The 22150-nt window shown below is 33.1% G+C and carries 38 protein-coding genes; 33 read left to right on the forward strand and 5 right to left on the reverse strand.

Features of this window, described 5'->3' with window-relative positions:
• Positions 1–81: 81 nt before the first annotated feature.
• On the reverse strand, positions 82–426 hold the full coding sequence (locus CVD28_RS00490; RefSeq protein WP_101590294.1) for a hypothetical protein: 345 nt from the start codon (positions 424–426) through the stop codon (positions 82–84).
• A 323-nt stretch (positions 427–749) separates the two neighbouring features.
• On the opposite strand from CVD28_RS00490, the gene CVD28_RS00495 reads away from it, so the two are divergent.
• Positions 750–1163, forward strand: coding sequence for a helix-turn-helix domain-containing protein (locus CVD28_RS00495; protein ID WP_101590295.1), 414 nt, complete (start codon positions 750–752; stop codon positions 1161–1163).
• An 8-nt stretch (positions 1164–1171) separates the two neighbouring features.
• Positions 1172–1621: a hypothetical protein gene (locus CVD28_RS00500; RefSeq protein ID WP_101590296.1), complete on the forward strand. Its 450-nt coding sequence runs from the start codon at positions 1172–1174 to the stop codon at positions 1619–1621.
• A 166-nt stretch (positions 1622–1787) separates the two neighbouring features.
• Here the strand turns inward: CVD28_RS00500 and CVD28_RS00505 are convergent, their stop codons facing one another.
• The gene (locus tag CVD28_RS00505) at positions 1788–2282 is read right to left on the reverse strand and encodes a hypothetical protein (RefSeq protein ID WP_101590297.1); all 495 of its coding nucleotides are present in this window, start codon (positions 2280–2282) and stop codon (positions 1788–1790) included.
• A gap of 187 nt (positions 2283–2469) precedes the next feature.
• Between CVD28_RS00505 and CVD28_RS00510 the strand changes: the two genes are divergently transcribed.
• From CVD28_RS00510 to CVD28_RS00525, 4 genes are all read left to right on the forward strand, one after another.
• A complete protein-coding gene (locus tag CVD28_RS00510; RefSeq protein ID WP_101590298.1) occupies positions 2470–2802 on the forward strand; it encodes a MazG nucleotide pyrophosphohydrolase domain-containing protein in 333 nt (110 codons plus the stop codon).
• Between the two features lie 442 nt (positions 2803–3244).
• A complete protein-coding gene (locus CVD28_RS00515; protein ID WP_101590299.1) occupies positions 3245–3526 on the forward strand; it encodes a YwbE family protein in 282 nt (93 codons plus the stop codon).
• Between the two features lie 203 nt (positions 3527–3729).
• On the forward strand, positions 3730–4179 hold the full coding sequence (locus tag CVD28_RS00520; RefSeq protein WP_101590300.1) for an MgtC/SapB family protein: 450 nt from the start codon (positions 3730–3732) through the stop codon (positions 4177–4179).
• 15 nt (positions 4180–4194) lie between these two features.
• Positions 4195–4809, forward strand: a complete 615-nt coding sequence (locus CVD28_RS00525) for a hypothetical protein (protein ID WP_101590301.1) — start codon at positions 4195–4197, stop codon at positions 4807–4809.
• Positions 4810–4840: 31 nt separating this feature from the next.
• On the opposite strand, the gene CVD28_RS00530 is transcribed toward CVD28_RS00525, so the two are convergent.
• Together CVD28_RS00530 and CVD28_RS00535 are read right to left on the reverse strand one after the other, a co-directional pair.
• Entirely contained in the window at positions 4841–5419 is a 579-nt protein-coding gene (locus tag CVD28_RS00530; protein WP_101590302.1) for a DUF6434 domain-containing protein, read from the reverse strand.
• Positions 5420–5798: 379 nt separating this feature from the next.
• The gene (locus CVD28_RS00535) at positions 5799–8459 is read right to left on the reverse strand and encodes an ATP-dependent helicase (RefSeq protein WP_101590303.1); all 2661 of its coding nucleotides are present in this window, start codon (positions 8457–8459) and stop codon (positions 5799–5801) included.
• Between the two features lie 311 nt (positions 8460–8770).
• On the opposite strand from CVD28_RS00535, the gene CVD28_RS00540 reads away from it, so the two are divergent.
• The 19 genes from CVD28_RS00540 to CVD28_RS00625 all read left to right on the forward strand — a co-directional run bounded on the left by CVD28_RS00540 (position 8771) and on the right by CVD28_RS00625 (position 15914).
• Entirely contained in the window at positions 8771–8968 is a 198-nt protein-coding gene (locus CVD28_RS00540; protein ID WP_101590304.1) for a hypothetical protein, read from the forward strand.
• 2 nt (positions 8969–8970) lie between these two features.
• The gene (locus CVD28_RS00545; protein ID WP_101590305.1) at positions 8971–9150 is read left to right on the forward strand and encodes a hypothetical protein; all 180 of its coding nucleotides are present in this window, start codon (positions 8971–8973) and stop codon (positions 9148–9150) included.
• Between the two features lie 11 nt (positions 9151–9161).
• Positions 9162–9410 carry a hypothetical protein gene (locus CVD28_RS00550; RefSeq protein WP_101590306.1) on the forward strand — a complete coding sequence of 83 codons (249 nt, stop codon included), beginning with the start codon at positions 9162–9164 and terminating at the stop codon, positions 9408–9410.
• A 168-nt stretch (positions 9411–9578) separates the two neighbouring features.
• A complete protein-coding gene (locus CVD28_RS00555) occupies positions 9579–10154 on the forward strand; it encodes a hypothetical protein (protein WP_101590307.1) in 576 nt (191 codons plus the stop codon).
• Between the two features lie 28 nt (positions 10155–10182).
• Complete coding sequence (locus CVD28_RS00560; RefSeq protein WP_101590308.1) at positions 10183–10437, forward strand: hypothetical protein; 255 nt, start codon at positions 10183–10185, stop codon at positions 10435–10437.
• Positions 10438–10468: 31 nt separating this feature from the next.
• On the forward strand, positions 10469–10714 hold the full coding sequence (locus tag CVD28_RS00565; protein ID WP_101590309.1) for a hypothetical protein: 246 nt from the start codon (positions 10469–10471) through the stop codon (positions 10712–10714).
• 51 nt (positions 10715–10765) lie between these two features.
• Positions 10766–10966, forward strand: coding sequence for a hypothetical protein (locus CVD28_RS00570; RefSeq protein ID WP_101590310.1), 201 nt, complete (start codon positions 10766–10768; stop codon positions 10964–10966).
• Positions 10963–11355 carry a YopX family protein gene (locus CVD28_RS00575; protein WP_101590311.1) on the forward strand — a complete coding sequence of 131 codons (393 nt, stop codon included), beginning with the start codon at positions 10963–10965 and terminating at the stop codon, positions 11353–11355. The genes CVD28_RS00570 and CVD28_RS00575 overlap by 4 nt, the downstream gene beginning before the upstream one ends.
• 23 nt (positions 11356–11378) lie before the next feature.
• Positions 11379–11576, forward strand: a complete 198-nt coding sequence (locus tag CVD28_RS00580) for a hypothetical protein (RefSeq protein WP_101590312.1) — start codon at positions 11379–11381, stop codon at positions 11574–11576.
• A 212-nt stretch (positions 11577–11788) separates the two neighbouring features.
• Positions 11789–12103 carry a hypothetical protein gene (locus CVD28_RS00585; protein WP_101590313.1) on the forward strand — a complete coding sequence of 105 codons (315 nt, stop codon included), beginning with the start codon at positions 11789–11791 and terminating at the stop codon, positions 12101–12103.
• A 207-nt stretch (positions 12104–12310) separates the two neighbouring features.
• The gene (locus tag CVD28_RS00590; RefSeq protein ID WP_101590314.1) at positions 12311–12490 is read left to right on the forward strand and encodes a hypothetical protein; all 180 of its coding nucleotides are present in this window, start codon (positions 12311–12313) and stop codon (positions 12488–12490) included.
• Positions 12491–12508: 18 nt separating this feature from the next.
• Complete coding sequence (locus CVD28_RS00595) at positions 12509–12715, forward strand: hypothetical protein (RefSeq protein WP_101590315.1); 207 nt, start codon at positions 12509–12511, stop codon at positions 12713–12715.
• Positions 12712–13239: a hypothetical protein gene (locus CVD28_RS00600; RefSeq protein ID WP_101590316.1), complete on the forward strand. Its 528-nt coding sequence runs from the start codon at positions 12712–12714 to the stop codon at positions 13237–13239. Before CVD28_RS00595 ends, CVD28_RS00600 begins: the two co-directional genes overlap by 4 nt.
• A gap of 18 nt (positions 13240–13257) precedes the next feature.
• Entirely contained in the window at positions 13258–13434 is a 177-nt protein-coding gene (locus CVD28_RS27640; protein WP_180953817.1) for a hypothetical protein, read from the forward strand.
• 32 nt (positions 13435–13466) lie between these two features.
• Positions 13467–13721, forward strand: a complete 255-nt coding sequence (locus CVD28_RS00605; RefSeq protein WP_101590317.1) for a hypothetical protein — start codon at positions 13467–13469, stop codon at positions 13719–13721.
• A gap of 4 nt (positions 13722–13725) precedes the next feature.
• On the forward strand, positions 13726–14427 hold the full coding sequence (locus tag CVD28_RS00610) for an HD domain-containing protein (protein ID WP_257985719.1): 702 nt from the start codon (positions 13726–13728) through the stop codon (positions 14425–14427).
• Positions 14428–14484: 57 nt separating this feature from the next.
• A complete protein-coding gene (locus CVD28_RS00615; RefSeq protein WP_257985756.1) occupies positions 14485–14901 on the forward strand; it encodes a DUF3139 domain-containing protein in 417 nt (138 codons plus the stop codon).
• A 13-nt stretch (positions 14902–14914) separates the two neighbouring features.
• Positions 14915–15496, forward strand: coding sequence for a hypothetical protein (locus tag CVD28_RS00620; protein ID WP_101590318.1), 582 nt, complete (start codon positions 14915–14917; stop codon positions 15494–15496).
• 190 nt (positions 15497–15686) lie between these two features.
• Entirely contained in the window at positions 15687–15914 is a 228-nt protein-coding gene (locus tag CVD28_RS00625; RefSeq protein ID WP_101590319.1) for a hypothetical protein, read from the forward strand.
• A 151-nt stretch (positions 15915–16065) separates the two neighbouring features.
• On the opposite strand, the gene CVD28_RS00630 is transcribed toward CVD28_RS00625, so the two are convergent.
• A complete protein-coding gene (locus CVD28_RS00630) occupies positions 16066–16656 on the reverse strand; it encodes a restriction endonuclease (protein WP_142384702.1) in 591 nt (196 codons plus the stop codon).
• 557 nt (positions 16657–17213) lie between these two features.
• Here CVD28_RS00630 and CVD28_RS00635 point away from each other — a divergent pair.
• From CVD28_RS00635 to CVD28_RS00670, 8 genes are all read left to right on the forward strand, one after another.
• Positions 17214–17720, forward strand: a complete 507-nt coding sequence (locus tag CVD28_RS00635) for a DUF488 family protein, N3 subclade (RefSeq protein WP_101590321.1) — start codon at positions 17214–17216, stop codon at positions 17718–17720.
• 28 nt (positions 17721–17748) lie between these two features.
• Positions 17749–18177, forward strand: a complete 429-nt coding sequence (locus CVD28_RS00640) for a hypothetical protein (protein ID WP_101590322.1) — start codon at positions 17749–17751, stop codon at positions 18175–18177.
• Positions 18178–18245: 68 nt separating this feature from the next.
• A complete protein-coding gene (locus tag CVD28_RS00645) occupies positions 18246–18488 on the forward strand; it encodes a hypothetical protein (RefSeq protein ID WP_101590323.1) in 243 nt (80 codons plus the stop codon).
• 31 nt (positions 18489–18519) lie between these two features.
• Positions 18520–19110, forward strand: a complete 591-nt coding sequence (locus CVD28_RS00650) for an NUDIX hydrolase (RefSeq protein WP_101590324.1) — start codon at positions 18520–18522, stop codon at positions 19108–19110.
• 91 nt (positions 19111–19201) lie between these two features.
• Positions 19202–20290, forward strand: coding sequence for a type I restriction endonuclease (locus CVD28_RS00655; RefSeq protein WP_101590325.1), 1089 nt, complete (start codon positions 19202–19204; stop codon positions 20288–20290).
• A 20-nt stretch (positions 20291–20310) separates the two neighbouring features.
• Positions 20311–20541, forward strand: a complete 231-nt coding sequence (locus tag CVD28_RS00660) for a hypothetical protein (RefSeq protein ID WP_101590326.1) — start codon at positions 20311–20313, stop codon at positions 20539–20541.
• 145 nt (positions 20542–20686) lie between these two features.
• Positions 20687–21211, forward strand: a complete 525-nt coding sequence (locus tag CVD28_RS00665; protein WP_101590327.1) for an NUDIX hydrolase — start codon at positions 20687–20689, stop codon at positions 21209–21211.
• Positions 21212–21408: 197 nt separating this feature from the next.
• Complete coding sequence (locus CVD28_RS00670) at positions 21409–22050, forward strand: hypothetical protein (RefSeq protein WP_101590328.1); 642 nt, start codon at positions 21409–21411, stop codon at positions 22048–22050.
• The last annotated feature ends 100 nt before the right edge of the window (positions 22051–22150 follow it).

Raw genomic sequence — 22150 nt, forward strand, 5'->3', positions numbered from 1 at the left:
AAAAACTTTTTATCATGACTGCCATCATGAAAGGTGTTTCTTTCAATATGTAAAGTTCAAAAGCCATTTTGTTCAAGAAGATTATGCTGAAATTAGTTTTTCTACTGAATCAGCGTTAAAACCATGATTCATTTCTATAATTTCAGCTAACTCAATAGAATCCATATCAAGTTCTAACCAATTTTCTAAAGCTGTACCAAACTCTTCTGCAAACTTAATCATGACTGCCATCATGAAAGTTTGTTCTTCGATAAGTTCTAAGAAAGTTAATTTCTCTTCTACCGAGAAGTTTAGAGCATCGATGTCAGGAAGAAAGTTTGTACCAAGAGTCTTACCTGTCATATCGAATAAGTCGAATTCCATATCACCAGCCTTTCTACCGATAACAGGCTTAACGAAAAAATATTGGTTTTTGAATTGCAACATAAAAGAGTCCCCCTTGAATCTTTTAGACTTTTTTTAATTTAGATTCATAATCAAAAGATTAATGTCAAAAGATAAGATTAATCCTATAATTGCGTAAGCGTTTAATCTTTTAATCATGTTTGATTAATTTTAGTTAGTGAAGCGAGTAACTTGCTGACTAACAAAATGATTTTATAACTTATTTAGAATTTTGTCTTTATGTTTTTCATGGATGAAGAGGATAGGTTTGGGACTTTTGGTTTAATATCCTAAATAGTTCAAAGGAAAGAGTGTGCAGAGGGTTAAAGAGAGGAAAACTCTCGAATAGAGGGAGGGTAAAAAGTGTGTCTTTCGATGAAGAAAAAGAAACAGAATTAATTATGGAACGAATTAGATTAGGTATGGAGTTAGCCAAAAAAAGAAAAAGTCTAAAAAGAACTTTATCAGACATCGGAGATGCTATGGGTGTTTCTGCAAATTATATTTCAGAAATAGAAAGAGGCTTAAAAGTTCCCTCTGATAAGATTATACGACAGTTAGCAGATTTTTATGGGTATGCTGAAGCAGAATTATTTACGAAGTTTGGAAAAATACCTCTATTGACAAGAGAAACTTTAGAAGAAAACCCCTCATTTAATGAATTGATTGATGAAATAGGAAAAAGAAAAGATTTGAGTGATGATAAAAAAGAGGAAATCATAGAAGAATTGCTTAAATTCACAAAAAAATTAATAAAAAAAGCAGATGAAGAGGGTTAGGTGGTTTCATGAATGATTTTTTTGAAGAAACACTTCTTTATTTATTAAAAACTTTTGGATTAGATGCTTTTTTGCATATAAAAGACTTATTTGTTTTTATATCAGCTTTTTTAGGTGGGATTATTGTTCAACTTTTTTTAATTGGTTGGATATGGAGAAATGTACGAAGTGATACCACTTTGAAAAATATAGCCGTTCTTCGAGTACCAGAAGAGGGCAAAACTATTTACTATACAAATCCTCACAGTGCATTAGATATTGTTCATAAAACCATACTGATTCTCCTGTTGAAGTTGTCAAAAAAAAAGAAAATCACCATAGCAGATGCAAGGAAATCAAAGATTACCATTTACATTTTAATAAGTCTGTTATTACTTGTTTTTCTTGCAGGGTTGTTTGTAGCAACAAATCATATTGATGTTTTAAGATGGACAGAAATACTTAAAGAAATCGAATAAACAGAAAAAACTTTCTCTGTTATCTAACATGATATAGAAAGAAATATTGAATAGATATGAAAAAAAGAGGTAAAGTAATTCACCTCTTTTTTTTAGTCTTTTATTTTGCTTTTTACATTTGGAATTTCATATTAAAAAACAAAAGCCTCTACCTGAAATAGAGACTTTAAATAATAGCATATGAATTTTGAATAACTGTAGTAACAGCTTTTAATGCTTTACCAATAAATATATCGGACACTGCTCCACCATTAGGGTCTTGATAAGAAAATGCTCGTTCTTCTTCGTTATAAGACATACCTAAAAAATGCAAGGATTCTTGAATTTCTAAAGGAAACTCTGATAATCCTGTTCTTTCAACAAAGTAATCAGTAAGAGAGATGTTCAACTCTTTATTGCCTTCAGAGGTTTGAACGACTACTAAATCTGTTTTATGACGCAGAATCCATTGACCTTTAGCAAATAAAGAAACTCTGGAATGTTTTAAGGAATTTATCCCTGTTAAATGAACACCATATACTTCATTTACAATTTTTGAAAAATCTCTCATTGTAGCTCTCTTGTCCATCGTTTTTCCGTAAGAGCTAATTAATGTTGGTATCAAGATAGCTCCAGCTCCTGCAATCGCTGTACCTGTAATAATTTTTGTTTTCTTATTCACTTTATTACCTCCGTTTCAAAATGTATTCGTTTTTATGTTATATTCGTATCGTTCAATGGTCATTCGAGAAAAAAGAATGAATGGAGAGAAGAAGGAATGATTGAATGAAGATGATTTTCTTATAATATAGAGATTCACATACATTAGGACATAGTTGAGGCTATGAGAGTTGAAAGGGGAATGTAATATGAAGATACAGGATATGGAACAATGGGTACTGGATACATGTGAAAGAGAAAAGTGGGAATTGAATCCTGCAACGGACATGAACAAGTTGATAGAAGAATTAGGGGAAGTAAGTAGAGAAATCAGAAGATTTCATGAAGGAAGACAAAGACCTGATGAAGATGATAATCTTGATAAAAAAGAAATCATTAAGGAAATTGGAAGTGAAATTGGAGATGTCTTGTTTCCTTTAATCAAGATTGCAAACTTTTATGGATTATCTCTACAGGATTGTTTTCAAATTCATAAAGAAAAAATGGAAGAAAGATACAAGGTAAATCCAAAAAACGAATAAAAAATCCAAAAAGGCGACTGTTTTAATCAGTCGTTTTTTTATGTATAACATTCAATGTTGTCCGTCAAAAACATAGATAAAAATTATTATCTCCGACATGTAAACAAAAGAAATATTTTTTAATTAATTTTTTCAAAAAAACTTGCTTTCTCCAGCTACATCTTTTATAATCAACTCATAAGTAAATTTATTTTACTTTATCAGGGAAAGAAAACATTCTTTACCGAATGTATTTCAAATCTCCTTTTGAACGTCTTTCCTTTTTGATAAGTAAAATCTTTCCTTTTTATAAGTAAAAACCTGTTTATGCACCTGAAGGTTCTCTCCCTTCAGGTGTTTTTCCTGTTTATAGGGATAAATGGTATTCCTATTGCGTTTCGTTGTATTAAAAACTCCTCATACATAGAATAAAGAACAAAAACGGAAAGAGGAGGGAAACAAAATGCGTGGAGAATATAGACCAGGGCAATATCGGGATGAACTAATGTACGGATTAACCGTTGATATTGTGTTAAAGGAAGACCAAAAGACAGGGAAATTAACTCGTGGAAAAATTCAAGATATTTTAACCAACAAACGATACCATCCAAGAGGGTGTAAAGTAAGATTAATGACAGACAAAGATACGGAATCTATGACAAAAGAAGAATTAGAACAATTGGACAAGTATGAGTTAGTGGGAAGGGTTCAAGATATTATTGAGTTTGAACCACATAATAAGTAATTCATAAAGAAAAGTGTCTATATTGTAGTTTTCTTCATAACGCTATTAAGGACAACAAATAATATAAAGTAAAGAGAGTTCTTTTAGGGATTCTCTTTTTTGTATTTCATAAAGGTAAAGTAAACCTTCCTACGACACATTTTCTTCCTATTTCTTTTCTCAAATTGTTATTATGATTCCAAAAGAGAAAAGGAGGGGTCAATTTGACACAGGAAGACGCACTGATTAGGATTGTTGTTGCTTTTTTATTGGCTGGTATTATTGGTTGGCAAAGAGAGCACCAGCATAAACCAGCAGGGTTTCGTACCCATGTATTCGTAGGATTAGGTTCAGCCCTTACGATGATGACTGGTGTTTATATCATGGAACTCTATCCAAGTATGAATATTGACCCTGCCAGAATAAGTGCTCAAGTCATAAGTGGAGTAGGATTTTTAGGTGCAGGGACAATTATTAAAGAAAAAGGAAGTGTTGTCGGTTTAACAACAGCTTCGTCTATCTGGTTAGTGGCTTGTATGGGATTAGCAGTAGGCATTGGATTTTATGCAGGAGCAGTAGGTGTATCCTTAATTTGTATTATTTGCTTAACCAAAGTTGGAAAACTATCAAACAAAAATAAAGAAAAAGACCAAAATGAGGAAGAGGAAGAATAAAAGGGGGAAGTGAATGTGAAAAGCTATTTATTGATTTATGAAGATAGAATAGAGTTTGAGCCAACAGACTCCATAGAAAATCTCATTTATTTTCAACGAAACCATCATTTATTAGAGGTAGGCTTAAATGTTAAAGTATCCAGTGACCTATCCAACAAAGAATCTGTTATATTAGATTACATTCAGACCTCATTATTTATGAAAGATGAAATAGTAGATGAATTTCTGTCTTTTTTATCCTTAGACTATAAAACAGTAGGGATGTTCATGAAATTGTCAGAAGGAAGGCATCCTGCAGACTGTTTGAGAAATCTATATATGAAATATTGTCGGGAATATCAAAAAAAGACATTATCTGTTTATGATTATCTACAAGTGTATAAGAGAGTAAAAGGTGGACAAATAGAACAATTAGATGAAGATGTTATTTTGTCTGATTATATAAAAGAAGTCGAAATCCATTACGAAAGAGAATCTACTCTCGTACAGTTTAAATGTGAATCTATTTGGATAGATGGTGAGGGTGTAGAAGTATCAGGGGAAGAAGTTTCTTTGTTTTTAGATGAAAAACGCATGAAAAAAGCCTTTTTAACCTTTTTAAATCCTTGTTTAATTGAAAAGAATGACTAAAAAGACAGATTCAAAGGAGAGTCTGTCTTTTTTATTCAATAAGAGTAGACATATACTGGTTACTACCAGGAAGTTTCTTGATATTATCCCATGCTTCAATGGCCTCTGCACGACTTTTCCCTTTATTTTTTGGGTCTGCAAAAAAATCACGAGTGAATTGATTGTATTCAAACTGAGGAGCTATTTTTTTCTGATAGTTTGGTTGTTTTTTACGTTCTTCTTCTGCATACCAAGCGTTGACCACATCGGCATATGTTTTTCCAATGTTGTTTTTTAAATAATTTTGTATATAAGTCGAAAAGTGAAATTTAGGTATAACTGTTTGAAAAAAAGCTCTTACTTCTTGACTGCAACGATGTGTATTTGTAATCACAGTATCAAGAGTTAATTCGCAAGGTGTACTTGTTTTTTTATTTGCCAATGCTTTTTTTATCGGTCTTTTTTTTATCTCTCCTGTCTGAAGAAAGGTAATAATTCTATCAGAAATCTCCATTTTAGAACCAGTGGTGCTCATTCCATGTTCTCTACAAAATGATTGTAATTCTTCTTTCAACCAATAATAATCTTTAAAACTCTGTAAACTTATTTCTTTTGTTAAATTAGGTCTCAAACAAAACACCTCCATTTTTTATGATAGAACAAATGTTTAGATAAATCTAACCAATTATATTCAAAACCTTCCTTATTTACCAAGTTATATGTAAAAAAGAGTATATTAGAGAAATAGATTTCGTTATAATAAAGGGGAAAACAATAGGGTAAAAGTCGGATAAAAGAAGAAGGGATACAGATGTTTGAATGTGGAGATAGTGTTCTGTATAAAGGGGATAAATACAAGATAATTTTCATTTATGAGGGGAGTGGTTATTGCGAAATACGTGGATTTTCAAATCACAAACAACATTTGGTAGCTCCTCATGAAATAAGTAAAGTAGAAAAAGAGGAAAACAAAAACACCTGAACCAAAGTCCAAGTGTTTTCGATACCTATTAGGAAATACGGTCAACCGCTTTTAATTCATCAGCGAATTTGCAATATTGTCCTCTGATTTTTACTCTGTCTTGATTTGTATGGTACGTTACATAAAGCTCTTTCTTTGCTCTTGTGATAGAAACAAACAGAAGTCGTCTTTCTTCTTCAATCTCTTCTGGTTTCATGGAATTATCGTATTTGTAGTGGTCAATGGTATTGAATACTACGTCAAATTCCTTCCCTTTTGAAGAGTGAGCAGTTGTTAGAACGACTGCTTTATACTTTACCTCTTTCTTAACAACAGGCTTTTCATCCTTATAAAGAACTAATTTACGAAGGTAAGAGAATAGTTCACTTACTTTTTCAAACTTTTTCGCTTTTAATTCTTCTAAGAAACCTAAGACAACTGCATCCTGGTCAGCAATTTGTTGAACAGTATCGAAGTAGAAGTTTAATTTATCCGCTTCTTCTTCTAATCCCTCATATCCATCAATGAGTTCTTCTTTAAACATGCTTACAAATTGTTTCACTTCTTCAGGATTCATGTCTTTAATTCGGTCTTCTTGGAAAATGTATAGGTACTCTAACAAGTTGTACTCTAATTCCATATTTTCAAAGAAATCAACCAGTGATGCCATAATTTGAACATTGCGGTTGTTCAGTAATTGCTCTGAAATCTCTAATACAGTTGGAATGTTACGTTCCTTTAAGTATTTTTCAATGTTTAGCAATTCACTCTTAGTACGTGCGATAACTGCAATATTTTCAGGAGCTACACCATTATTGATTTTTTCTTCAATCGTAGTGGCAATCCCTGTAAACTCGTCATCAGGAGTACGGTAAGAGCATAATTTTGGTTTTGAACCATTAGGAGCTTTACTTACCAATGTTTTGTTGATTTTCTTAGTGTTCAAGTCATTTAATAGATTCGCCACTTCAATAATTTGTGGAGTGGAGCGGAAGTTTTCTACGAAATAAATATCTTTTACTTCATCAAAATAATGATGGAAGTTCAAGATAATATCTTGTGATGTGTGTCGGAAACTAAAAATACTTTGACTGTCATCCCCAACGACCATTAAAGATTCAAATTTATCTGTATCAATCAAAGCAGACATAATATCGAATTGCATATTATCCGTATCTTGATACTCGTCAATCATGATATGACGATAAGAATATTTAGACATGACATCTAAATGGTTCTCTACCAATTCTAAAAGAAGATTGATTTGGTCTTGATATTCTAACAGATTACGTTCTTTTAATTTTGCCTCATATTGCTTGTACAGATTGAAAACAGTACGTGCAAGAGTAGGCATTAAACGTAACTTTTCAGCACAAGTATCCACGTCATTGATAAATTGACCTTTAATTGCGTCAAAATACTCTGCCATTTGAACCACAACACCTTTAGCATTAGGGAAGTGAAGAAGTGGATTTTTATAATCAAATCCTTCTACTTTTTCATTTTCATCTAATACTTCAAAGATAATATCGTACTTTTGTACTTTTTCTGCTAATCGAGGAGCTTCAGAATAACCTAAAAGAGAAAATTCTTTTTGAAGCACTTTGTCTCCCCACGCATTGAAAGTCAAAATATCCATGCGACTTACGTCAACATCCTCCATATCCATTTCTTTCAACCAATATGCAATCTTTTCACGCATTTCTTGTGCTCCCTTGTTCGTGAACGTGATTAACAAAACATCTTGTGGTTTCACGCCTTCTTGAAGAAGTTCTACTACACGAAGGGCAAGAACAGTCGTTTTCCCTGAACCAGCACCAGCATTGATTCTTGCTACGCCTTTTCTAAAGAAAATCGCTTGATATTGGCTATCAGTGAGCTTTAATGCACCAGCTTTTTTTACTTCTTGTACTTCCTCTAATACTTCCTTCGCTTTTTCGTATTTGCAGATATTCACGAATTGGCAGTGGTCACACATAGAAGTGTCGCAAGTTCTTTCAGAATCAATAGATAACTTTTCTGTTAGTAAACCAACAATACGGTCAGCTACAGATTCTTCTTGTTCAGGAGTAAAGAGGTTGGAAATAATGTTTTTTCCTTTCTTTATCTCAAACACTTCGACTAATTTTGTTCTGGTATCATCTTTACTCTTTAGGTGATACAGACTTGCTACAACCTTTTTACCAGCATACAGTTTCTTTCCTAACTCGCTTAGAAGGAATAAATCAATGCTGTGTACAGGTTTTGTTTCAATTTTGCGACCAGAATAAGATAATTTTGGTTCGCTACGCTTGATTTTTACAATCTCTACATGGTCTTTGTGTTCAAATACAAAGTCTGCAGTAACAGAAACAGCATGTCCTTTTACAGAAACGTCACCAATTACACCTCTTTGAATGACCTTTAGGTTACGAGTTTTCTCATATTCAAAGAAACGAACCAATTGCTCTGTTAGGATAGATATTTCTTCTGCTTTATTTTGCTTTGAAACAAAAAGAGCATCTTCTAATAGTTCATGAAGTTGATTTTCAATATCAGAAGCGTTGAAAGATTTAAAATCAATTGCCTTAAATAAATCTTTTAGTTTGATACTTAAAGAATAACTTTTTCCTTTGAATGAGCTTAAATTAAGCTGTTCAAAATAACCTTTTACTTTACAAGATTCCATGCTTAATAATTTAGTTGCGTTTACCTTTTTTACGTGTGTCATATTCGACCACTCCTTAATAATGTTTTTTAGAAAAAACCTTTTTTATATAAAACTTGATATATCTTATGCACTTTAGTCATGACTTACAAAATCACAAAAAGTATGGTCATCTCCATTTTCCTATTTTTACAGCGTTGCATACCTCAAAACTTGTTATCTTTATCTTCTATTCATAGAGTCATTCAACAGCTACTCTTTTTATTTTGAACACTACGTCAAATTAGAACCTTTTTAGACTTCCACAATCTATTATTCTCCATCATAATTAGACTATAGTCAACGATTTTATACAAAAAGAAGGGAGCTTCTAAATGATTAGACCAATTTTGCCACCACATTCATTAATAGAGTTCTTGCTCCGCTTATACCAAGAACAGCCTTTATGGTTTTTTAGTTTATTGAGTGGAGTAGGTGTATTTGCAGTAGCATTAATTTCTTTTATTGTGTATCTAATTCGTTCGGAATCGAAATCGGTTGAATTAAAAGAAAAAGCGAAAGGGGATGCTTAAAGTTGCAACCATCTTTATACCATCAAGTCATTAATAGCAGTTATAATAACTTTGCTTATTTTCTAACTACATCAGAAGGTCTTACTTTTACTGTTTGCGTGGCTTTCGTTGCAGGATTTGCGATTGGAGTAGGTATTGTTATGAAGAAATTTATCGATGTGAAAAACAAAATGGAAGAATAGGAGGGAATGAAGTGTCACTGGAAAGAGAATGGGTTAAAAATATTCAAGTCAGAGGAGAAGTGGAACAACCCGATTCAGAGACATGGGTTATCTCAATGGATTTTCCCCATCAATTTAATGGATTTCAAACATATGTAGAAATCACAAGTATCTTGTACAATGAAATTGGAGAACCAAGCATCAAAAGAGTAGATATTCCTTTGTCTGTATGGGAGCAAATGGTTCAATTTGTTGACAAAGAGAAATCTTTTGATAAATAGTGTTATAAAAATAACGCCATTTTTGCAATATAACATGTCATGCAGAAGAAAAAATTTCTTCTGTTTTTTATTTGTTGTTTGACAAGTTAAGTTAAAACGAATAAACTAAACCTATTAAGGTTATACTTTACATAGAAGCAGTTATTAAATAGGAAAAGAGGTTATTAAATGAAGTACATTCCAGTATTAAATGAAGAGTGGAAAGAAGATTTGTTGTCGGATTACGAAGAGGCATTTAAAGCACTAAGTTACAAATTACAACACTTTAATGAAGGTTTTTTACCTGAAAAGGGAGAAATTCCAGCGACACCAGTGAATAAAGGGAGAAAGGAATATCCATTCCCATTCGCTGTCATTATCGATGAAATGTACCAATGGATGATAGGAGAAAAAAAGAGACCAAAAGAAATCGAAGTGATGATGGAAGACATGATTCAATTGGTTTGGTTTAACCCTTTTGTTGATTACACTGAACTGCTGGATATTCCTTGGGATAGATGGTCTGGTTTAATGGGTTCTTATACAGGACAGTTTTACCGATTTGCTCAAATCACGTTGAAGTTAGAAGATGATGAAGGTCTTAATGCTTCGGACTTAGCTTTGATTAGTGGATTAAGTGCAGTAGCCATTGGAAAACAAATTAAAGAGGGAAAAATACAAGCTAAAAAAACAGGAACAGAGTGGAAGATTGAAGCCGAAGAAGCAAAGCGTTGGATTGAAAGTCAGAATAAAAAACAGAAATAAAAGACGAAATAGAAGGGGGGAAAATCATATGACAAAATCTGTAAAAGTTTTAAGTGATTATACACCAGCAAATGAACCTAATACCTTGTCCATTATAAAAGATAATCAAGGGGATATTCATATTCATCTTTATCGTGGAAATGATGATGAACGTGGTGTTCGTATTGCTAATAATGGAACAAGATATTCTCCAAAAGTCCGTCAGGCTTTTTACGATTTGATAACCGTTTTGGAAGAAGAAATGCAAACAACCAAAAATAATGAATTAAAATCATTAATATAAATGAAATCCAAAAGAGGGGAGAGAAAGCGTTTTGATTAAAAATGTTGAAATGAAAAACCAACAAGCTATGGTGACGTATGAATTTTCAGAGCAAGACATGGAAATTTTACGTCATCTAAAAGAACATAACTATATGGAATTTCGTAGAGGAGAAAACAGTGCAATTGTCGATAATCTATATGATTATGGATTTGTTACTACGGATGATGATGCATGGCACTTTACAGTTGTTTTAACCAAATTAGGAAAAGCTGTCGTGGAATCGTGGGATAAATAAAGTTAGCAAACAAACAGGTTTTTACTTTTAAAGAGAGAGAGGGTTTACGGTATGGGAATGACAAAAAAACAAGCCAGTCAAAAAATCGAACCATTGAAGAGAGAGATTGAAGAAATTAAAAAGGATTTGCCAAATGTCAAACATCCGTCTTCTATTTTTGTTCTCAACCAATTGATTGAAAGTAGAGAAGAATTGTTGAAAATGTATGAAAAACATGCTGGAACACCTTCTTCAAGAGAGGTTCGTTCATGAATATCAAACTAAAGGTATGGGATAATGAACAGGGAAAATTCCTTGAAATAGGAGATGAAGAAGGACAGGCTTCTCCACGTTATTACAAACATCTATACTTTGTCTTAGTTGGCAAAGTGGATGACGATGGCTATGACTATGAAATTGATGCAGAAACTTTCCTTTATACTGGTATGTCTGACCGTAAGGGAAAAGAAATATGTGCAGGGGATATTGTCAACTTCTATCATTCAGAAGATAAAGAACTATCCGTTTATGGTTCAGTAGTTGAATATAAGCAGGAATGGTGTGGCTTTTACTTTGGAGGAAACAGACGATTGAACAGTCGAATGAGGATTGAAGTCATTGGAAATATCAAAGAACACCGACATTTAATAAAAACAGCATAAAAGAGAAAGGGGAAAGCGTTCATATGGATAGATATTATCTGTTAGTTTTCAATAAAACGAAAGAAGAAGCAGGAGATTATTTAAAAGATAATACAAAAGGAATTGTCATAGCAAAAAAACATGAACATGGGGAAGAGCTTCTATTTGAAGTGTTTGCTCACCCTCATGATGTAGAGAAATTAAAGGATTTGCCTGATACCAAATTATTTACAGAATATTAGTAGATAATCTTTAGATATGTAAAGAAATGCAGAGGTTTTTACGCCTACTGCATTTTTTGTTTACGCTACATTTAAATAGCTGAACTGTTATGAGTGTGTTAGTGATAGCGTTTAGACTAAATGTATTTTGTAAAAAATAATTTACTTTTGTGTTAATTTAATATATAATATTGTTATAAAAGTTTTTCCTAAGAAAAGGAGCGTACACACATATGGATTTAGCGATTAAAAACTATCAAGCACAAGAAACAGATAGAGGATTGGCGTATGAAGCAGATATTTTGTTGGGTGATACTAAAATTGGGAGCTTAGAAAATCCTGGTGACGGAAGTTATACACGAATCTATATTACAGCCGATAAAGAGGCGTTCAATCAAAAAATGAATGAGCATTTTACTACATTAGGTTGGGATACAACTGACGAAGAAGAATATGCTCTCCACTATACATTTGCTGAACATTTGTTAGACATTCACGATAACGGAGAAGTAAGCGAAGAATATAAAAAAATGGGATTCCTTCACTAATACGAAAAGAACCGTTCCAATAAAGGAGCGGTTTTCTTTATGTGAAAACAACTTTAGTAAATAGAGTTTAAAAAAGAACACTGTCACTGTAAACCAAATGTACTTTCTTGTTTTTATGGTTGTATAGTTAGTTGTTTTTGTCAAAAATAATTTACTATATTGTAAATATGTTGTATAATGGTATTATAAGAAAAGGAGTGGTCTATCATGCCAACCTACATAACAATTGAATTTATACGTGATTTTGTAAAGTCTAACATTGTAAATAAAAATGGTCAGACTAAGATTGTATGGAAAACCATTCATTCGGTTGGAAAACGTATGCGACTAAAAATAGGAAACGAAAAAGAATATATCAAAGGTGGATACGCTAAGTACATTCATTAAACAAAAGGAGAGGTCATTTTGGGAGATAAGATAGTTCAAGAATTAAGACAACGACATTTAGGAGTTCTCATACATATTGTGGACATTCCGAATCTTCCAATGCCTCTTACAAAGTGGACAACGGAACAATTAAATCACTTTGATTTGCTGTTGCAATATGCTTATATTCATTATTTAGATGTCATTAGTTGGAATAATCCCATGAAAGCAGGGGATAAAACATGAAAGTAGATATATCCTTTGAACGACTCAATTCTAAGAACTTTTTAGTTAAGTTTGAAAAGAAGCATTGGTGGTCAAAGAAAAAAACCTTGTTAAAAGAAGAAGTAATGTGTGAACACGACTTAAAAGAGTTCCTGCAAGAGAATGGCATTGTCTTAAAAGGAATCCAAATGAAAAACGATGTGGACTTCAACACGATTTTAGATGGATACCGAAGACATAAGGAAGCTGGAACAAGTTTAGCGAACCAGCGTGTGTATATCGAAAAGTTAAAAGTGGTGTTTGTTAAAGAAGAATTAGGGATACGTGCCAAAATTGAATTTGATGTTAGGGGAGCAAAAGACAACAAGCTCATTGGACATAAATCTATTGAAATGTATCCTTTGAAAGAAAAAGCTCAAGAAGGCGGTATTGAAACGGTTTTTGCCTATGTCTTTCAGCTATATTATTCTGGATGTCATGCAACAGAAGAAGACGAGAGAGAGTGCCTAACAGCTTTTGAAGCCTTGAATAAAAGAACGAAATAAAGAGAGGAAGAGAAAGAAATGAAAGCCAATTATGAATGTGTAAATTTAGATTGCAAATATACAACGAATCGGGAAGATAATTTAAAAATTAAAGACTTGAATGAGGTAGTCAAAGAAGAAGGTGGAAGCATTTCTCCCATTGGAAATGTTTGTCCAACGTGTCACCAAAATTCTTTGGTTTTGGTATTAGAGTAAATATTAGATAGGAAAGGAATGTAACGATAAAGATGAAAGCATTTGAAGTAAGTTATGAAACAGCCGATAGCTCAACGTCAACTTTGGTTTTAACGGAAAATGAAGAGACGTTAGCTGAATCATTAGCCCTTAAAGACAATGAATTTGTGATAGGGGATATGTATTCACGAATTAGTTGGAAAAAGGAAATACCATTAACAAGCGTCATGGTAAAAGATTTAACTGTCTTGGAATTAGTCACCCTTATGAATGTTTTGAAAGTTGATTTACAAAAAGAAGGGAGCTAAAGCTATGGCTTATGTAGCCTGTCATGATTGTAAGACAGTTGTTCACTATAAACCTGTGAATGTAGAAGAGTTTCATCAAAGATTTGTGGAAGGAAATGAACCTATTTATTGCCTTCGTTGTTTTAAAAATAGAGAGAAAAAAGAGGAGGATATTGAAATGAATCAATTGATTGAAAAAGCAAAAGAGTTTGCGAAAGAAGCTCACAAAAACCAAGTAAGAAAAACAACAGGTGCTCCTTATATTGGACACCCATTCCATGTAGCCAAAATCCTTGAAGATGCAGGACTCCCAACAGCAGTTGTAGTAGCTGGATATCTTCATGATACAGTGGAAGATACAGAGGTTACAATCGAGGACATTTATCGTGAATTCGGAAGTGAAGTCGGTGATTTGGTGGCTTTTAACACTGAGGAAAAAGAACATACATGGGAACAGCGTAAAGAACACACTGTTGAACAGCTTAAAAAAGCTACGCTACTTCAAAAAGCCCTTGTGGTAGCAGACAAATTCGCAAATCTGTTAGAACTAATTCGTGTCCATGAAAAAATAGGAGATGAAGTCTTTAATGCCTTCAAACGTGGAAAGGAACAACAAGGTTGGTACTTTTCTGGTGTAGCGAAAAGCGGAAAAGAAAACCTATCAACAGATGAAATCCCTGATTTCTTCCATGAATATGAAAAGGCAGTAGAATCGTTCTTTAAATAAACGATAATCAAGAAGCACAAAGGCAATAGAAAGGAGGTTAAAATCGGATTGAAAACAGTGAAAAAATATAAGGGCTGGATAATTGCTTTTATTGCAGTTTCTATTCTTATGGTTACGCCTTATGCTGTATCCTATTACTTAAATCATGGAAATCCATATCATCAATATATGGTAAACAAGTATATCCCACCTTATATTGAGGAACAGGGATATACGAAAGAAGACATCGAAATGGCTGGTTATATCGAACCGAAATATCTAATCAATAGAGATTATCTTCATGGTCATTATGAAGTCGTTTTTAAAGATGAACTGGATATCACCTATTTTTATGGAGTGGAAAAATGGAATCATAAAGTGAAACAGTTTTGCGAAAGAGACACTTTAAGACCTGATGGCGTGATAGATATAACAAAAGGTAATACAAAGCACTTGGAAAAAGATTGTATAAATTCAATGGATAATCGGGATTAAAGGAGAGTATTTTATGGTAAAACCAAGAGAATTAGCTGAAATCCTGCTTCGCATGGCAGATGAAGATGAAGATATGGAAGTGAAGATTGAAGATAAGAACGGAAATGTCTATGAAGTGGGTCATGTATGTCAATATGACGATGGAGAACGCTATGAAATTGCCATAAGTGCCATCCCTCTTAACAAAGTACCTGAAAAAGAGAAAGAGGAAAAGGTAGAAAATCAAAATGGAAAAGGCTTAACTGGTTGGTTGTCACCAGAAGGAGAGTTCTCCCCTTGTGAATATGGTGAGCATTATAAGTTAGCCACTGAAATTGTCTATGGAAATAATGACTTGAACCGAGAACGTGTCCGAATTGGACATGAAAAGGGTACAGTTATCGATGGAGAAGAAGCCTTAAAAGAGCTTCTATGGATTCCTATGGGCGTTCCGAAATGGGGCGGTCAATCAGATATGGATTATCTCTTTATCTCTCATTTAGGGAGAACAGAAGCTCAAATCAAATGGTTTGAAGAAAACTATGAAAATCTTTCTGAAACCCAAAAAGAGAAGTTAGAAGAACACATCAATGATTATCTTGAATTAAATAATTAATCAAAAGTAGTTCCTTTCTAAAGATGATTGGGGCTACTTTTTTACATTCATTATTAAATGAAGGTCATTTTTTGTAAACATTGTTGGTTTTTTAACTTTTTTCAAAATAAAGGTTATAATTTATTCACAATGAACAAAAAACAAATAATGTGTACTTGATAAGATTCTATTTTATACAGGAGATGATAGTATGAACCTTGAAGAAGCAAAAGCACACAAGAAAGAGCTTGACCTTATAAATCAAAAACATTCAAAAATATTGCAACAGTTTGAAACAAATGGAATGGGGTTAGTACCAGATAATATCAGAGCAACACCAGAATGGAAAAAAGCCAAACAAGAATATGACCATTCGTTCGCAGAGTTAAGAAAATTCAATTCATGGTTTGTGAAGGAATTTAGAAAGAAAAGAAAGTAGATAAACCGTATGACTTTTTAGTTTATATAACCAAAAAATATAGCAGTAAATACGTAAAGACCTTGGATAAACAACCTAAATAACAAAAGAAGTTCCATTCTAAACAAGAATGGGCTTTTTTATGTAAACAGGAATTTTTTTAGCATCATTCCTATTTTTGTGTCACTTTGCTGTATTGCAGTCTCCATTGCAAGGCATTAGAAATTGTCAAACGCCCTTGTTTTGGTGGGTTGATAAGCACTTCTTTTGCTAATTGTTCATACTCTGATTCATCACCAGGAAGATTTACTGAATAAAAAAGCTCTATTAACTCTTCGGGGTCTTTTGTGGTTTCGATAATTTGTAAAATGGCACTGGTTAAATAAGCGTCTGCAGTTTCTGACTTTTCAATGAAATACGCATCATCAATGAGTAGCTGACTATATTTTCCTTCATGATTATCTATTTTTTCATAGGTGAAAAGAATAATATGATACCCTAATCCGTAAATTTTCTGCCTGAAGGATTTATAAGGACAAGATGATTGTGGTCTCGTTCTCAATGTAGATTTAATATCTACGTTGATTTCAGGTAAATCTATTCCTTTAGAGGAACTTGATAGTTTAACTTGATATTTTTCTTTTAATCTTTCTTTAAATTGGTTCTCAATATATGTGCCTATGCTTTTCCCATCATTCACGCCATATAAAGTGGGATGGTTTTGATTTGATAGTTCATAAGCAATGGATTTTGCTTCTTTCAATAAAATGTTTGCATCTATCATCATAACTTTGTTAGACGTACCTCCTTTAAAAGTGTTTTTATATCTTAAAAAGGAAGTAGTCTTTACATAAAAAGAGAATGGTTTGAGATGGTTTAATCATAGAGATGATAGATATTGCTTTTTTAAAAAAGAACAGCTTGGCTGTGATTAAAAGTCTAATAATGCGACATTTACAGAGAGTCTATTGAATTTTTGTAGTACATATATAGGTTTATGTTTTCCGAAAGTTGCAAATCGTGTTAAACCCTTTCATATTCATGCTTTTAAGCATCTTTTGTGTCGGAATATCCTTCTAAAAGTTTAAAAAAGAAGGTCATTTTCTATTGAAGAAATCGCTTAATGCACGTAAAGGCAGTCCTCTATAAGAGGGCTGTTTTTCTATGGAAAAAATTTCTTTTTCATGTTGAGTCATTGAAAAATTGCTTTATTGACTTAATTCTGTGTAAATGCAGACAATAATTCGTCTTATTTCATTGTTTTTAGTCAATAAAAGTAGTAATATAAAAGTATAGAAGAAAGTGAGGGAAGCCAATATTATGTTGCATTTAGCGTACTTAGGAGAGTCAAAACAAATCATTGTTGATAGCAATACGTTACGAATGTTGATTGTGAGAAAACCTGTAAGTGGGATACCAGGAGGATTCATTCATGTTCCTCAATTAAGTCCTTCCTTGCAGTTATTTGACCATAATCGAAAGACTTGGAAACAAGGTCTTTTTACAGAAGAAGATATTGCTTACCTTCACTCGATTCAACAAACGGAAGATGACCCCGAAGCCTGGTGGTTTTTATACGAACGAGAGTTTAACAAGGAGTTAGTCTCACGACCCGACATGGTACGAGCCATTGAAAGGTTAGGAGAGCGACTAAAACAAGGCGTAGAGATTTATACATTTTGTTACTGTAAGAATGTTTGTCGCTGTCACAGAGGGCTTCTTGGAAAACACATGCAAGACAGAGGCTTTGAGGTAGATTTCCGAAAGAAACAAGAACCTATGTTGCCTGTTACTAAGCCTTTGGAGCAATTATCATTATTCGATTAACCATAAAAAAGAAGGAGGAAATAGTGTTATGAAACTATCATTCATGGAAGAAGGTTGGACTCCCAACTATGTAACATTTAAAGAAGCGTATCTAAAAGAACACAATTCTTTAGGTGATATGTTTTTATATTATGTTGAAGAATTTGTAGAAGCCTTGAAAAAAGAAAATATGGTCTATATTTCCTTTGACTTTGGCGAAAAGAAAGTTGAATTGCCTTGCATGGAAGTGGAAGATTTATTATATGATTTGAAACGAAATGAAGGAAATCCTGAAAGTGATGTAAATGTCATTCCAAAAGAATTAGCTGATTTCTTTGGCTATTTTAACCTAATTGAACAAACTAAAAAAGGATACCTCATGGTAGAAGATTATATCAAAAAGAGCGGAAACGCTTCGTTGGCTACTGTGTTAGGACACATTTTAGTGGAAAAACACTTTCCTGCCAATTCAAAGTAATTCATAACAAAAGGGGGGAATTATCTTTCTCCCCTCTTTACATATACCATAAAGGAGGAATGATAGAAATGTTTACAGTAGCAGTTAAAAGTGGAACAAACGGATACAGCGATTATGATAATTGCGATAAGATTTTAGCAGAATTTCCAAGCAATAACATTCCAAACGTAGGAGATATTTTGGAATTTGAAGACGCTAAAAATGGAAATTGGCAAAAATACTTGGTTCGTGAAGTAAAGCGTTCATACAATCACAAAAACAACAACCAGGAATTCAGGGAATGGATTCGTGTGTATGTCATTAATGCTTAGATTGAAATAAAAAAGAGAGTAGGGAAAAAGCATGAATCAAGAAAAATTAGTCTTTGACGGTTTTCATAAAATTGCAGAGATTGAATGTGAAGTAAAAGGACAAACGGTTAAGCGTGAAAAGCTATTAGTTAAAGGGGCAGTTGCAGGAATTGTCATTGACGAAGATAATCGTATGGGATTGGTTTCTCAATACCGCCCTGTCATTAAACAACAAACGAAAGAAATTCCAGCAGGAATGTTAGATAAAGAGGGTCTTACTCCTAAAGAAATCTTAATTGAGGAGATTATGGAAGAATGTGAGATTCCAAGAGAAGAAATCTTATCTGTTTCTGATAAACCTATTCATGAATACTTTATGATGTCTGGTAATGCGGATGGAACAATTTCTCTTTATGAAATTCGAGTGAAACGTCAGGAAAATAAAGTCGTTCAAGACGTGGATGTAGATAGTGTGGAATGGGTTGATATGGATACCATGCGACAATATATCCAAGAAGGTGAAATTGTCGATGGGAAAACCATTTTAGCTTATTACTACTGGCTGACAAAAGATATGAAACAAAAAATAGAAAAAGCAAAAGAAGAAGGAAAACAAGAATTATTAGATTTTCTGGATTCCTGATAACAGACTACTTTTAGACCATGTATTGACTATAGTCAACAATAAATTATAATTAAACTTATCAAGTAATAAGGGAGGCTTTTTCATAGAAATGAAAGAAAAACTAAAAGAATTAAAAGAAAAGGTGGTTTCTTATCAAACAAAAGGACTATCCTTTGATGAAGAAAATACAAAAATGGCGTTAATCTTACCCTTCTTTATGGAGTTAGGATATAACGTGTTCAATCCTGATGAATTTAGAGCGGAATTACTTTCCGATTGTCGTACCAAAGGAAATGAAAAAGTGGATTATTCTATTATGATAGATAATAAACCAAAACTGATTATTGAAGCGAAACGATTTGGAGAAAGCCTTGGACAACATATTGGTCAATTAAAACGCTACTATAATTCAAATACAGATATTCGATACGGAGTTCTAACAAATGGTGTGGAATATTTGTTTTTTACAGATACACTTCATGCAAACATCATGGATGATATACCTTTCTATGAAATCAATGTATTAGACATAAAAGACCAAGACCTTTTGTTCCTTAAAACGCTTGAAAAAGCTAACTTTAATGGTGATAAAGTGAATGTAAAAGATTTCATCAGTCGTAAAAAAGTCACTGCTTTTTTATCTGATTTAGGTAAAAATCCTTCCGATTCCTTTATTCAGTTTGTAAAAGATACTTTAGTTGTCGATGAAGTAAAAAAAGAATGGATTATGGAGTTTTTTACATCTCAACCTGTGACAAAGCCTGTAACCGCTCCTGCAGTCGTTCAACAGGGAGTCCAGGCAACAACAGTAGCTCAACAGCCTCAACCTTTGCAAACGAATAGCGTAGTCGTAACGAAAAAGCCAAACAAAAAATCGGCTTCTGTCTTACCAAAGAAAGTGACTATTTTGGGTGTGGACATCAAATTTGAATCATGGAAAGATATTATGATAAATAGCTTAGAAGAATTAGTGAAACAGCAACCTAATACAATGAGCAAGTTGGACACCTTAATCACTTCTAAAAAAAGAAAGAAATTTTCTTATATTGAGTCGGATTTTCCTTCTTATGCTCAAACGAAAAAAATATCTAATGGATTATTTGTAATGGCAACTTTAAGTTCAATGGACATTACGAAATTACTACAAAAAGTTCTCGTTGTTTGTGGGTATAAAGAGCAAGATTTAGTTATTGAATAGAAGAAAGGAGGGAAAAGAAAGTGGATAGAACCAGTAGAATTTTAGAAGAACTAAAACAAATGGTGGAAAAGAAGGAGCTTACGCCTGAATTAACAAAGAAAGTGAATGAGTTAATTGAAGGAGTAGAGTCCAGCACCATTAATTTAATGTACTATAGACGTTTTGATTCCATTGAGAAATATGGATATGACATTGTAGATGTTGTCATTGAAGCGGATAGACGACAACAAAATAAACGATTAAATGCCTAACCTTTAAGGGTTAGGTTTTTTTATAGATGATAAAATATTAGGTGTAATTTATCGAGAACACTTCGTTTATAATACATCAGAGATGAATAAAATTGGTGTCGTAAATACTTTTCAGTATATCGACTAATTCTTAGGGGGAACTAAAATGAATAATGCTAAAGTAGTTTTTGACGGATTCCATAAAATTGTTGAGTTTGAAGCAGATGTAAAAGGAAGAAAAGTAAAGCGTGAATTACTTGTAGCAAAAAGTGCAGTAGCAGGGATTGTGATTGACGAGAATAACCGTATTGGATTAGTCTCTCAATATCGACCTGTTATCCAACGCCATACAAAAGAGCTTCCAGCAGGAGTATTGGACAAAGAGGGGCTGTCTGCATTGGATACATTGGTAGAGGAACTAATGGAGGAATGTGAAATTCCAAAAGAAGAAATACTCTCTATCAAAGAAAATCCAATTGAACCATACTTCATGATGGCTGGTAATACAGACGCAATCATTTCTTTTTGTGAAATTCGAGTGAAAGCACAAGAAAACAAAAAGGTAAACGATGCAGATGTAGACGAAGTGGAATGGGTAACATTAGAGCAAATGAAAGAGTATATTGCGAACGGAACAATTTGTGATAGTAAAACAAGAATGGTCTATTATTACTTATTGTCTCAAAAATAACAATCCATAAGTAGAGAAAGGAAGGGTGTATGCTCTTCCTTTTTTTATATACATATCTCATTGGTTAAAAGAGAGGGGTCAACACGACTAAAACCAGTTTCTTATTGTTTCGCCTCTCGAAATAATGGTATATTCGATATATCGAACGTCTGTTGTGCGTAAGGCACACAATATCGAAAACTATAAAGGAGGCTTGTATGAGTAAACAGGAAAATTTAAAGAAATTGGTTTTATTGTCGGTTTGTTTGTCCTCTGTCGCAATGGTGACAGCTTGTTCTTCTACTGAAAAAACAGAGAGCAAAACGAATGTGGAAGATAGTTCTCAAAATGAAGAGGTTGAAAGTAGCTCAACGACTAAAGGAGATACTGCTGGAATTAGACCATCAGAGGAAATCAATACAAATGAGTTGGAAGGTACTGATTTTGTAAAATCGGTGCGTTATGATTCGTTGAATGGATATATGGAGTTCTTGGATTCGTATGAAGAATTTCAAACTGCTTATCCAGATGTAAAGCTAACAAAGGAAACGTATGACGCTTATTTTAATGATGAAGTAAATGTACAAAAAATGTTGGTACATGAATCGGTTCGGATGCTTCGGAATAATCCTGATACAGAAACACTCTTTGTTACCTTAACAACAAATACTACTGCGTACAAAATGGAATTGAAATATGAAGAGCTGACGAAGTTCTTAGGATTTGACGTTAGAACTTTGATTGAAGAGGAAAATCTATCTGAAACAGAAGATGCCTGGAAGCAACAATTTGTAGAGAAATATGTAAATAATGAAGAAGGAAGAACCAATTTCTTTCAAACTTTTGTGAAAGTAGAATAAAAAACGACTTTAGAGAGGCTGTTGCCTCTCTTTTTTATTTGAATTGAAAATGAACATATAAAAGAGGTTTGTATGAATAAAAAGGATTCGGAATAGGTTG

This window comes from Bacillus sp. M6-12, assembly GCF_002860285.1.
In the GTDB taxonomy this organism is placed as follows: domain Bacteria; phylum Bacillota; class Bacilli; order Bacillales; family DSM-1321; genus Peribacillus.

Coding starts and splice junctions, on each gene's coding strand:
- CVD28_RS00490 (WP_101590294.1), bottom strand. CDS start 426: ATGTTGCAATTCAAAAACCAATATTTTTTCGTTAAGCCTGTTATCGGT.
- CVD28_RS00500 (WP_101590296.1), top strand. CDS start 1,172: ATGAATGATTTTTTTGAAGAAACACTTCTTTATTTATTAAAAACTTTT.
- CVD28_RS00510 (WP_101590298.1), top strand. CDS start 2,470: ATGAAGATACAGGATATGGAACAATGGGTACTGGATACATGTGAAAGA.
- CVD28_RS00515 (WP_101590299.1), top strand. CDS start 3,245: ATGCGTGGAGAATATAGACCAGGGCAATATCGGGATGAACTAATGTAC.
- CVD28_RS00535 (WP_101590303.1), bottom strand. CDS start 8,459: ATGACACACGTAAAAAAGGTAAACGCAACTAAATTATTAAGCATGGAA.
- CVD28_RS00540 (WP_101590304.1), top strand. CDS start 8,771: ATGATTAGACCAATTTTGCCACCACATTCATTAATAGAGTTCTTGCTC.
- CVD28_RS00555 (WP_101590307.1), top strand. CDS start 9,579: ATGAAGTACATTCCAGTATTAAATGAAGAGTGGAAAGAAGATTTGTTG.
- CVD28_RS00560 (WP_101590308.1), top strand. CDS start 10,183: ATGACAAAATCTGTAAAAGTTTTAAGTGATTATACACCAGCAAATGAA.
- CVD28_RS00570 (WP_101590310.1), top strand. CDS start 10,766: ATGGGAATGACAAAAAAACAAGCCAGTCAAAAAATCGAACCATTGAAG.
- CVD28_RS00575 (WP_101590311.1), top strand. CDS start 10,963: ATGAATATCAAACTAAAGGTATGGGATAATGAACAGGGAAAATTCCTT.
- CVD28_RS00580 (WP_101590312.1), top strand. CDS start 11,379: ATGGATAGATATTATCTGTTAGTTTTCAATAAAACGAAAGAAGAAGCA.
- CVD28_RS00585 (WP_101590313.1), top strand. CDS start 11,789: ATGGATTTAGCGATTAAAAACTATCAAGCACAAGAAACAGATAGAGGA.
- CVD28_RS00590 (WP_101590314.1), top strand. CDS start 12,311: ATGCCAACCTACATAACAATTGAATTTATACGTGATTTTGTAAAGTCT.
- CVD28_RS00600 (WP_101590316.1), top strand. CDS start 12,712: ATGAAAGTAGATATATCCTTTGAACGACTCAATTCTAAGAACTTTTTA.
- CVD28_RS27640 (WP_180953817.1), top strand. CDS start 13,258: ATGAAAGCCAATTATGAATGTGTAAATTTAGATTGCAAATATACAACG.
- CVD28_RS00605 (WP_101590317.1), top strand. CDS start 13,467: ATGAAAGCATTTGAAGTAAGTTATGAAACAGCCGATAGCTCAACGTCA.
- CVD28_RS00610 (WP_257985719.1), top strand. CDS start 13,726: ATGGCTTATGTAGCCTGTCATGATTGTAAGACAGTTGTTCACTATAAA.
- CVD28_RS00620 (WP_101590318.1), top strand. CDS start 14,915: ATGGTAAAACCAAGAGAATTAGCTGAAATCCTGCTTCGCATGGCAGAT.
- CVD28_RS00625 (WP_101590319.1), top strand. CDS start 15,687: ATGAACCTTGAAGAAGCAAAAGCACACAAGAAAGAGCTTGACCTTATA.
- CVD28_RS00635 (WP_101590321.1), top strand. CDS start 17,214: ATGTTGCATTTAGCGTACTTAGGAGAGTCAAAACAAATCATTGTTGAT.
- CVD28_RS00640 (WP_101590322.1), top strand. CDS start 17,749: ATGAAACTATCATTCATGGAAGAAGGTTGGACTCCCAACTATGTAACA.
- CVD28_RS00645 (WP_101590323.1), top strand. CDS start 18,246: ATGTTTACAGTAGCAGTTAAAAGTGGAACAAACGGATACAGCGATTAT.
- CVD28_RS00650 (WP_101590324.1), top strand. CDS start 18,520: ATGAATCAAGAAAAATTAGTCTTTGACGGTTTTCATAAAATTGCAGAG.
- CVD28_RS00655 (WP_101590325.1), top strand. CDS start 19,202: ATGAAAGAAAAACTAAAAGAATTAAAAGAAAAGGTGGTTTCTTATCAA.
- CVD28_RS00665 (WP_101590327.1), top strand. CDS start 20,687: ATGAATAATGCTAAAGTAGTTTTTGACGGATTCCATAAAATTGTTGAG.
- CVD28_RS00670 (WP_101590328.1), top strand. CDS start 21,409: ATGAGTAAACAGGAAAATTTAAAGAAATTGGTTTTATTGTCGGTTTGT.